The 9,294-nt window shown below is 64.0% G+C and carries 10 protein-coding genes and 1 pseudogene; 6 read left to right on the forward strand and 5 right to left on the reverse strand.

Going from position 1 to position 9,294, the window contains the following annotated elements:
• Window positions 1–4: 4 nt before the first annotated feature.
• The 5 genes from VQ042_RS11600 to VQ042_RS11620 all read right to left on the reverse strand — a co-directional run bounded on the left by VQ042_RS11600 (window position 5) and on the right by VQ042_RS11620 (window position 6,683).
• On the reverse strand, window positions 5–1,234 hold the full coding sequence (locus tag VQ042_RS11600; RefSeq protein ID WP_331819341.1) for a phage portal protein: 1,230 nt from the start codon (window positions 1,232–1,234) through the stop codon (window positions 5–7).
• Window positions 1,231–2,943, reverse strand: a complete 1,713-nt coding sequence (locus VQ042_RS11605; protein WP_331819343.1) for a terminase large subunit — start codon at window positions 2,941–2,943, stop codon at window positions 1,231–1,233. The genes VQ042_RS11600 and VQ042_RS11605 overlap by 4 nt, the downstream gene beginning before the upstream one ends.
• A complete protein-coding gene (locus tag VQ042_RS11610) occupies window positions 2,912–3,376 on the reverse strand; it encodes a P27 family phage terminase small subunit (RefSeq protein ID WP_331819345.1) in 465 nt (154 codons plus the stop codon). Before VQ042_RS11610 ends, VQ042_RS11605 begins: the two co-directional genes overlap by 32 nt.
• Before the next feature lie 542 nt (window positions 3,377–3,918).
• A complete protein-coding gene (gene nusG, locus VQ042_RS11615; protein ID WP_331819347.1) occupies window positions 3,919–4,722 on the reverse strand; it encodes a transcription termination/antitermination protein NusG in 804 nt (267 codons plus the stop codon).
• Window positions 4,704–6,683 (reverse strand): AAA family ATPase, encoded by a 1,980-nt coding sequence (locus VQ042_RS11620; RefSeq protein WP_331819349.1) that lies wholly within the window; start codon window positions 6,681–6,683, stop codon window positions 4,704–4,706. The genes nusG and VQ042_RS11620 overlap by 19 nt, the downstream gene beginning before the upstream one ends.
• A 99-nt stretch (window positions 6,684–6,782) precedes the next feature.
• On the opposite strand from VQ042_RS11620, the gene VQ042_RS11625 reads away from it, so the two are divergent.
• From VQ042_RS11625 to VQ042_RS25990, 6 genes and pseudogenes are all read left to right on the forward strand, one after another.
• Entirely contained in the window at window positions 6,783–7,073 is a 291-nt protein-coding gene (locus VQ042_RS11625; protein ID WP_331819351.1) for a hypothetical protein, read from the forward strand.
• Window positions 7,070–7,258 (forward strand): hypothetical protein, encoded by a 189-nt coding sequence (locus VQ042_RS11630; RefSeq protein ID WP_331819353.1) that lies wholly within the window; start codon window positions 7,070–7,072, stop codon window positions 7,256–7,258. The genes VQ042_RS11625 and VQ042_RS11630 overlap by 4 nt, the downstream gene beginning before the upstream one ends.
• A 115-nt stretch (window positions 7,259–7,373) precedes the next feature.
• On the forward strand, window positions 7,374–8,315 hold the full coding sequence (locus VQ042_RS11635) for a hypothetical protein (protein ID WP_331819355.1): 942 nt from the start codon (window positions 7,374–7,376) through the stop codon (window positions 8,313–8,315).
• A pseudogene (locus tag VQ042_RS25980) lies at window positions 8,312–8,416 on the forward strand (dATP/dGTP diphosphohydrolase domain-containing protein); the annotation flags it as partial. The gene VQ042_RS11635 and the pseudogene VQ042_RS25980, both read left to right, overlap by 4 nt.
• A 95-nt stretch (window positions 8,417–8,511) precedes the next feature.
• Window positions 8,512–8,982: an endonuclease VII domain-containing protein gene (locus VQ042_RS25985; protein ID WP_442880071.1), complete on the forward strand. Its 471-nt coding sequence runs from the start codon at window positions 8,512–8,514 to the stop codon at window positions 8,980–8,982.
• 46 nt (window positions 8,983–9,028) lie between these two features.
• Window positions 9,029–9,271, forward strand: coding sequence for a dATP/dGTP diphosphohydrolase domain-containing protein (locus VQ042_RS25990; protein ID WP_442880072.1), 243 nt, complete (start codon window positions 9,029–9,031; stop codon window positions 9,269–9,271).
• The last annotated feature ends 23 nt before the right edge of the window (window positions 9,272–9,294 follow it).

Raw genomic sequence — 9,294 nt, forward strand, 5'->3', positions numbered from 1 at the left:
CTCGTCAATTCCCTTGAGGCTGCGGCAGGGCTGGCACCTGTCCGGCTTCCGTGATCGGCACGTTCTGCGACTGCATCCGCGGCACGTCGCCGCCTTGGACCGGGGGCAGGTTCTCTTTTGCCCGGACTTCATTGATCGTCATCCAGCCGTCGCCGAGCGCCGACTTGTAGAACGAGGCGCGGCCAACGCTGTCGGCTCTCAGTAGCCCTTCGATGTTGAACTCGATCATGAGACCGGCGGCACGATCCGCGGGCGTCAGAAGCTGCTTCTCCATCGCCTGCTCGATGCGCTTGAGGCGATGGCGCAGGGAGAACTTGAGGAAGCCCAGCGTCTGCTGCTCGAGCCCTGTGCCCCAGCTCGTCGACTTCTCCGTGTGGCCGATCATGAACGGCGGGACGCCGAAGAACCGGCAGATCTCTTCGACCGAGAAGGACCGGCTTTCCAGCATCTGCGCATCTTCTGCGCTCATCGAGATGGTCGAGATGTCCGTCTCGCCCTCGGCGATGAACGGGCGCCCCGAGTTCACCGCCCCGAGATACTTCTCGGTGAGCCGCGTCTCGGTGAGGTCGCGCTGTTCCTTCGTCAGCCAGTTCTTGAACTTCAGCACCACCGAAGGGCGCAGCCCATTGCGGAACATGCTGGCCGCCGCCCGGTCGGTCGCCGTGGCGAGCGAGAAGGCGTTGCGCCCGAACTGGAGCGTCGACATGCCGCTGAGCGAGTCACCGCCGGGCCCGCGCACATGCAGGATGTCGGTCTCGGCTTCCGTGAACTGCCGGCCCTTGTCGTCGGTCCAGCGGTATTCCAGGGCGCCGCTCGGCAACCGGCGGACCGTCATCCTGTCCGGCGCGATCGGCACCAGCGACACAACACGCGCACGCTCGCGGCGGACCCGCGCAAAGGCATTCCCTCGGAGCTCGATCGACGAACTCAGGAAGTCGAGGAAGTCGACCGCCGTCTGTTCGAAGTTCGGGCTGTCATGCAGGATCCGGTAGAGCGGATGATCCCGCGCGACGTCTCGGGCGCCGGCCGCGTTCGTCCGGTAGACCATGAGCGGCAATGACGCGATCGTGCCGGCCAAGAGATTCCGGCAGGCCCAGACCGCCGACAGCGACAGCACCGTGGTGTCCGTCACCACCTCGCCGGCATCGCCGCGCATGGAGCCGTCTACCCAGGCATCCGGCTCCCTGACAGTGAGGCTGCGAACATAGTCCGCCATCTTGCGAAGCACGTTCACGCCGCATCCACCAGGCTCGCGAAGAAGTCGTTCATCTTGCCGGCTCCCTCGTCAGTCGTCATCCATCGAGCGAGCGCCATCATGTGCGCCACCGGCCCGTCGATCTTGTTCTCTGGCCGGTTTTTTCGCGGATAGACGTTGTCCTTCGCGTCCGGCTTGGCGACGACGTTCGACAACATCCAGGTGAAGACCGGATCGCCGTTGTGGACGATCTTCCGAGACCGGATCAGGCCGTCCATCTGCTTCATCGCGGGCGAGAAGTTCAGCACCAGCGGCCGCACCTCGACCACCGGCACGCCCTCTTGCGAAAGCTCCGACATCATCATCATGGCCTGGTGCGGATCGAAGGCGATCTCCTCGACCTGGTACAGCTTCGTCAGCCCGATCAGGTCGTCGCGGATCGTCACGTAGTCGATCATGTCGCCATCGGTCTGGGTCAGCCATCCGGCCTTTTCCCATCCGCGATAGTGCTCGTTCTCGCCATGCTCGATCGTCGCTTCCGGCAGGTAGTAGCGCCCGAACCGGGCGTAGCCGTCACCGTGCTGAAACGTGATCTCCACCGCGGCGATGTCGATCGTCGAGGCGAGGTCGACGCCTATGCGGCACGGCTGGCCAGCGAAATCCTCGATCTTCAGCGAAGGGTCTGCGCTTTCCGTCCAGCGCTGGATATTGAAGTAGGCGTCGCGCGCCTGCACCCAGAGATTCAGGTGCTTGGTCTTGAAGATGCCGACCTTGCGCGGGTTGTTGATCGCGTCCCTCTGCCGAGCGCGAAGGAACTCACCTTTCACGCTGACGTCGAGGTTCGGATTCGCCATCACCAGCGCGGCGTCGCTAGTCCAGTCCATGTCCGGGTCGACGGTGTAGATCAGGGCGAACAACTCGTCGTTCTCGACGAGCCCTTCCAGAACCTTCTGCGCGTCTTCCATCGCCGCAAAGCATGGGCCCGCCAGATTGTCGCCAGCGGTCGTGATGATCAGCAGCAAGGGCTGCTCGCGTGCGCCCATGCCGGTTTCCATCGTGTCGACCTGAACGTCGGTGTCGTGCTCGTGGTACTCGTCGATGATCGCGCATGTGGGCGACGAACCATCGCCTGGCTTGCCGATCACCGGCTCGAACTTCGACCCATTGCCGAGGATGTGCAGGTTCGATGCGTTCACCGAGAGCCCGAAGGCCGACTGCAGCGCCGGCGTCTTCTGCGCCATCAGCCGCGCCGGCCCGAAAACCTCCCACGCCTGGCGCTCTGTCGTCGCGCCGGAATAGACCTCGGCGCCATGCTCGCCGTCGGCCGTCAGCATGTAGAGGCCGACGCCGGCCGCCCAGGTCGACTTCGCGTTCTTCCTCGGCTCGAGGATCAGCGCCTTGCGGAACCGCCGCCGACCGTCGCGCTTGCGGACCCAGCCGAACAGCGCAGCGGTCTTGAAACACTGCCACGGCTCAAGCTGGAGCTTCAGGCCCTTGCGCGCCCACTCGCCTTTCGAGTGCGGCAGCAATTCCAGGAACTGGCAGACCTTCTCGGCCTTGGCAGCATCGAAGCGGTACGGGTAATCCTTGCCCTTCTGCTTTGCCAAATCGTCGAGATGCCGCTGGCACGAGAGCCGCACCCACTTGCAGGCGAGGATCCGGCCGGCGACGACGTCGCGGGCGTAGCGGTTCGCCTTGCCGACGTAGGATTTGGGCCTAGCCGAGGGCCTTGAATGGGTTCTCTTCATTGCGCTTCGACGCCGACACCCTGGATTTGGCGGCCGGGCCAAGGCCTAGTTCCGCGCGCAGCGCCTGCGCCCGCTTCATCGCATCCGATCGCATCGCGACTTCGGGCCGCGGCCGGAACATCGTGTCGCCGCTCTGCGTCGTCGTGGTGTAGGTCCGCCCGATGTCCTCGATGATGCCGGTGGTGATCTCGACTTCCTCGATGCACGAAGCGTAGTCGGCGATCACGTTCCCCCACTCGAGGCTCAGCGTTCCCATCCGTTCCATCGAGGCGCAGGCTTCGAAGAAGATCTCCGTCGCCCGGGCCGAGAGCCAGTCTGGAGGCTGCGGAGTGCCGGTTGCGGCCTGCGGTTCGTCTGCGTTCAGGCGATGTTTACGCGCCGTGCCGGACACAACTTTGAGATGCGTAGGCTTGCGAGGTCGGCCACCGGCCATGTTCGGGCTCCAGTTTTGGCCGCATAGAAAAGAAGCTTCCCCGCCGGTCAGGAAAGGGCAGGCCCTAGAGTTTTCAGGTCCCCCCGGGGGTGTGAAGCTCGTTCCTCGGCCTGGATCGGCCCGTCGTGGCAGGGCTGGCAGACCGCTTCCCAATTTGCTCGATCCCAGAACCGAGCCGTGTCGCCCTTGTGGGCTATCCGGTGGTGAACGACCGTGGCGGCGACTGTTCGGCCGGCAGCCTCGCAGCGAGCGCAGAGCGGATGATCGTCGAGATACGCGCGCCGTGCCTTCTGCCAACGGTGGTCGTAGCCACGTGAGGATGCCGAGCCGCGCCATCTGTCGTTCGACATGTCGCGTTCGCGCTTGGCTTCCCTGCCCTGCTTCACACCTTTCGGCACGTGACGGTTCGGGCGGGTCGGCATCAGCGCATCGAGGCCTCGGCTTGCGTCAGACAATAAAAAGCTATCCCTGAACCGGCACCCGGCTCTCTGGCTCCGCACGCTTGCCTGCAAGTCGACGGATAAGCTTCTAGCCCGAATCGTTTATCTAGCTCGCTGTAGCTTGTCAACACGAATGCGAACAGGGCGAAGCGCCACGCCCTCGACGCGCTGGCCGTGGAGCTTCACGCTTACCGATCGCCGACCGTGGCGTTTGACGACCACGCCAAGCTCCCCCAACAGCCGGTCATCCTTGACGACCACCTCGTCGCCGATCTCGAACACCGGCAGCTCACCGGCGGGCACAGGCTCGGCCGGCCGGAGATCGTCGAACAAGCCGCGTCCCATCAACTCGACCAGGTTGGCCACGGTAGCCGAGCCAACGGGCTGGGGCTTGCCGTCCACGCCGAGGAAGCGCTCGACCCCGTCGCAGCGTCGCACTGCCCCGAACGGTGGATGGCGTTCGTCGAAGCCCACGAACAGATACCGGGGGAACAGCCGCCGGATCGTCCGCACCCACTGCCTCGATCGGCGGCGCCAAACATCCTGACGCCAGGTCAGGGACATCGCGACGAACCCCATTCGCTCGATCGCCTGCATCGCCCGTTCGTCGCACTGCGGGTTTGTCTGGACGATGAACCAGGACGTCTCCTGACGGCCGGTTTGTTCCGCAGGCCGGGCGGGGTCCCCCCTAAAGGGGGTCCCCCGGCCTGAAGTGCCGGGGTCGAGTTCCGCGGTTGTTCCGCCTAGTTCCGCGTAGCTGTAAGCCATTGTTTGTGCTGACCTTTCCAAATAGTTCCGCCTGAGTTCCGCTTGTTCCGCGCCTTTTGTTTTCCGACCCGCGGAACAAGCGGAACTGCCGCGGAACAACGATTTTTGTTCCGCGTATCTCAGGTTGCGGCCTTCCATTGATTTTCCTGCACTTTTAAGACTCGGCCGCTATCTACGACCTCGCTCCGCAACTTCCTGATGTAGCGCGTGCTGAACGTCTTTCCGGCCTCCGCATCCTCCGAACGGAGTGCCCGATAGGCCTCTTCCCACGTCTCGGAGGTCAGGATTTCGTCGTTCCAGTCTGCAGGATCGCGGCCACCCTGCAGGGCCAGATCCTTCGCCGCATCCTGAAATGCTTCCCACATCTCAGTGGCCGAACGGCTCAGTTCGATGGGCGCGAATTCCGATCCGGTGAGCAATTTTACGGTGCAGGAATCGACCCTGCGGCCGTCATCCAGCTTGCCGATTTCCACCCCGACGAGAGCGAACCGGATTGGCGAAATGCTCTCCATGTCGCGCTGCTTGGTCGTGCGGATCTCGTTGTCTGCGATCTCGATCTCTGTGTCGGTCGCAGCCCTCAGAAGGGAGTGGCCGCGTGCGCCCTTGGCCGCGTCCTTGCCGCTGTGGTGGATCGTCATCACGTGGCAGTCGAGACCGTTGCGCAGCGCGTCAGCGTTCGTGACGAAGGCGCCCATGTCCTGGCTGCCGTTCTCCTCGCCGCCCGCGAGCGCCCGGCTCAGCGTGTCGATGACGACCAGCCGGACCGGGGCGCCGTATTCTTCGGCGATGGAGCGGATCAGCTTTACGAGAGCGCGGACGTCGGCGCCGGTGGTGCGCATGTCGATCGGGCACGGCACGACGAGGAACGGCACCCGCTTGCCGGCGATCGCGTCGGCATATTGCTTGCGCAGCGCGGCGAGCCGCTTGTGAAAACCTCGCCCGCCCTCGAGCACAAGATGCACGACGAGGCCCGGCGACACCCGGCGGCCCTGCCAGGGCAGCCCGGCCGCGATGTGGAATCCCATATCGAGGCCGACGAAGGTCTTGCCGCTGTTCGACGCGCCGTACATCACCGACATGGCGCCGACGTCGAGCATGTCCTCGATCAGTGGCTCGGCGCCGGCGACAAGTGCCATGTCGGCAGAGGTGTCGAAGTCGAGGGCGTAGATCTTGGCGGAACGACCCTTGACGCCGATTTCCCATCTCGATCCGGCGCAAGCGCCGCTGTCTTCGGGCACCGCCTCAAACTCGGCGCTGGCGAGACTGACGCCCTGCGGATTCTGCGCATAGGCGAAGGCGTTCTCGATCTTGCGGCGGAGCTCTTCCGGCGCCCATGGCGGCGAGGCTTTGCCGGCTTCGTTCCAGTGCACCGACATCAGTTCGAATGCCGTCGGTTCGCTCAGGCCGAAGTCACGGAGCCGGGCGGCGACGATGTAGGTGGCATGGTCGCCGCCATCGCCCTCGACCGCTTCCGGCGCGCCGTTGCGAAGCCACTCGGCGCCGCGGAGCAAGGCCTCGACACTGTCGATCTCGCCGACGGCTTCGCGTGACGTTACTTCGCGTTTCTGCCCCTGCGCCGATTTCGCCAGGTCGACGAGCCATGTCTCGGCGAGCGCGACCGGATTGTCGGCAGCGACCGCGTACCGCTGGCCGTTGATGACGCTGCCCGGGCCAACGACGTATCCGCCGGGCCCGCGGATATCGACACCGGGATAGTCGGGGATCCGGTCGGCCGAAACCGTAATCCCGGCATCGGCCGGCATCTGCGTATAGACGTGGAATCCGCCGGACGGTGTCGAGACTCGGAAGCTGTCCGGCATCCCCAGCATGTCGAGCTCGGCCAGCGAAGAGAGGCCCGGCTTGCCGTTCTTCACGTCGGCATCCCACAGCAGAAGCTGCCCCTCGCCCGCCCACTTTCCGGCCGCAACGCCGACGTTGTAGCCGCTGTTGTTCTGCCACCATCGCCGGATCTGCAACTCGTCCGTCGTCGCTTTCTGCTGCCAGCCGTCTATGGCCGGTTTCTTGTCGTTCGGGATCAGGGGAAACACCCGGAAGCCGCGGGCTGCCAAGTCGAGCGCGTGTTCGAGGATCGAAGGCATCGGGGCTCCATACGATGGGGAGAAGTCAGCGGACCACCGGCGCCGCATCCACGTTTTTAGGCTTGCGTCGCACAGTTAGCAAGTTTAGACATGCTACACATGAGTGAAACGAAAGGCGGCCCGACGGTGAGCGACGCACACGACATCCTCGACGACATCCTTGCCTTGTGTGAGCGGGCCGGCGTCCCGCATTCGACCTTCGGCCAACGGGCGACGAACGATCCGTCGCTGATCACGCGCATGGCCGGCCGCAAGGCGCTCGGCCGCGAACGGCTGGTGACGCCCGACAACGAGGCGCGGATCCGCACCGCGATGACCGCGATTGCCGACGAGTACGAGGCCAAGGTGCGCGCCGCGTACAGCGAGCTTGATCGGGAGTGCGCCCGATGACCTATGCGGTGGGTGACAAGCTGCGCGACGGCACGGGCAACATCTACGAGATCGTCGCTCTGCGTCACACCGATCAGTATGCGGTGAACCGAGACAGCACGGTTCAGGTCCGTCGATGTGACGGCACAGAGCGCTGGGTCAGCGAGAGCGCGATCGAGGCAACCTGCAGAAAGCACGCCCCATGAACCGGGTCTTCCTGACCGCCTGGGCTGTGTGCGCCATCACCACGACTGTCGTCGGCGGGCTGATGGTTGCTGCGCTGCCGGGCTGACCCGCCGCCGCACGACACGGAGACGAGACATGACAGACGCGAAGACGAAGCTAGACGACCTTGCAGAACGGCATTGCGAAGGGTGGTGCAAGGAGAGTGGCGGGCGCGGGAAATTCAACGACTGCGTTGGATGCGACATCGCTGCCGCCGCCCCACAGCCCGCATCCGACGTACCCCCGGATGCGGTGGAGCACGCGGCCACTTCAATCGCCCTGCTGGTGGACGAGTGGTATCGCAAGCCTGCTGTTGCAAACCCTCCCGCAATCTCCGCCGATATTATCGCGAGACGGTTGAAGCGGTTCGCCTCTCGTGCATCCCCGGCCCAGGACGGAGAACTTCACTGGGTGACAGGGCCACATGAGAAAGGTTTTACGGGCGTGCACCCTGTAACTGGCGACGTTGTCCGGCGTGTAGATAAATTGCCAACCCCGGCCCCCGCAGAGCGGGTGGCAGAGCCGGTGGAAGACGCCGCCAAGGCAGTGTGGGGAGCCATGCAGTGGGCTCGCGATGCCGCATCACCGGGGCACGTTTTCCCCGCTTGGGTCGAAGGCGGGAATTCTCTCGCACAAGACAAAGCCCGCGCTGTAGCTCGACGCATTCTCAGTCCTGTTGCGGCTGATTTGTCTGTCCAGAACCCCATCGAAGAATTGCGACTGGCGGCCTTGGATGCGTTCCCAGACCTCGCCTGCGATGTGCAGTTCGCATCGTTCCCCGAAGAGGGTCCGTATGGCGAGACGTTTTATCCAGACGACGGCGGGCGGGCGGTCGTCACCGTCGCAGTCGGCATCCCAATGGAAGCCGTCATCGAGGTGATGGCACACGAACTGGCGCACGTCGCTGCCGGCATCGATGCAGGCCATGGCCCCGTTTGGGACGCGGCATTCTCTAAAATCCATGAGGCATACTGCGACCGTATGTCAGGGACAAACCCCCTCGCCAACCCAGCGCCCGCCGCGAGCCCCGGCCAATGAGCGAGGGCCGCAAAGACGACAGCGGCAAGCTGCGCTACGAGCTCTACCCGCCGGACGCACTCGCGGCCGTCGTCGCCGTCCTGACCTATGGGGCCGCCAAATACTCCCGGAAGCGAGAACTATCGAAAGAGGAGACCCTTGAATGGGCAACGGCGCGTCTCGCGGAGGCAAACCCGCAGGCTGTCATCCGAAGCGAATGGTCTACTCGAGAGGCCTTTGTCGCTCTTGCTACGAAAAACGACTGCGAGACCAAGACCCCGATTTCGCCGAGCGGCAACGAGAAAACAGACGTCAGAGGGGCACCCGGCGCGCGGATCGCGTCAGAGAACTCGCAGAGCATCGCAAGACCGATCCCCGGTGTCGAAAGCGAGACCGGGAGACCAGGCGAAGAGCACGATTACGCAAGCAATACGGACTGGAGGTCTCAGAGATCGACGATATCTCCGCGTTGCAAAATCATCGTTGCGCAATCTGCGAGCGAAACCTCGATGAAGTTGCGCGTGTTCACGTCGATCATTGTCACGATGGAGGGCATGTCCGAGGTCTGCTTTGCAGTCGGTGCAACAACGGCCTCGGAATGTTTGAGGACAATGCTCGGCTGCTTAAAAAGGCAGCTTCCTACGTTGAGGATTCCGACGTTTCCGCATTTCTCGGATCTGTCCGATGACCGAGTTTCGTTCATCGAGAGTGGTGCACGGAACTGGGAACGCGGGATGGCGTGGTCGCGCCTGCGCGGTGCTCTCGACCGTCACATGGCCGCTTTCGACCACGGCGAGGACACCGATCCCGAGACCGGGCTCCCTCACCTGGCGCACGCGGCCTGCTGCCTGACATTCCTCCTCTCCTATCAGCTGCGCAATGTGGGCGAGGACGATCTTCCTCGTAATTCACAGGGCAGCCGTGACTGGCAAGCCGCTGTCAGTTCTGCGCTTTCCAAATTGCCGCCGAAAAACTGACGCTACGGGCTCGACTCTCCGCC

Source organism: Aurantimonas sp. A2-1-M11 (assembly GCF_036549475.1).
Taxonomy (GTDB): domain Bacteria; phylum Pseudomonadota; class Alphaproteobacteria; order Rhizobiales; family Rhizobiaceae; genus Aurantimonas.

Excerpts from the sequence above, each read along its gene's own strand:
- VQ042_RS25985 (WP_442880071.1), top strand. The coding sequence starts at position 8,512 with ATGGTCTACTCGAGAGGCCTTTGTCGCTCTTGCTACGAAAAACGACTG.
- nusG (WP_331819347.1), bottom strand. The coding sequence starts at position 4,722 with ATGGAAGGCCGCAACCTGAGATACGCGGAACAAAAATCGTTGTTCCGC.
- VQ042_RS11635 (WP_331819355.1), top strand. The coding sequence starts at position 7,374 with ATGACAGACGCGAAGACGAAGCTAGACGACCTTGCAGAACGGCATTGC.
- VQ042_RS11630 (WP_331819353.1), top strand. The coding sequence starts at position 7,070 with ATGACCTATGCGGTGGGTGACAAGCTGCGCGACGGCACGGGCAACATC.
- VQ042_RS11625 (WP_331819351.1), top strand. The coding sequence starts at position 6,783 with ATGAGTGAAACGAAAGGCGGCCCGACGGTGAGCGACGCACACGACATC.
- VQ042_RS11605 (WP_331819343.1), bottom strand. The coding sequence starts at position 2,943 with ATGAAGAGAACCCATTCAAGGCCCTCGGCTAGGCCCAAATCCTACGTC.
- VQ042_RS11610 (WP_331819345.1), bottom strand. The coding sequence starts at position 3,376 with ATGGCCGGTGGCCGACCTCGCAAGCCTACGCATCTCAAAGTTGTGTCC.
- VQ042_RS11620 (WP_331819349.1), bottom strand. The coding sequence starts at position 6,683 with ATGCCTTCGATCCTCGAACACGCGCTCGACTTGGCAGCCCGCGGCTTC.
- VQ042_RS25990 (WP_442880072.1), top strand. The coding sequence starts at position 9,029 with ATGGCGTGGTCGCGCCTGCGCGGTGCTCTCGACCGTCACATGGCCGCT.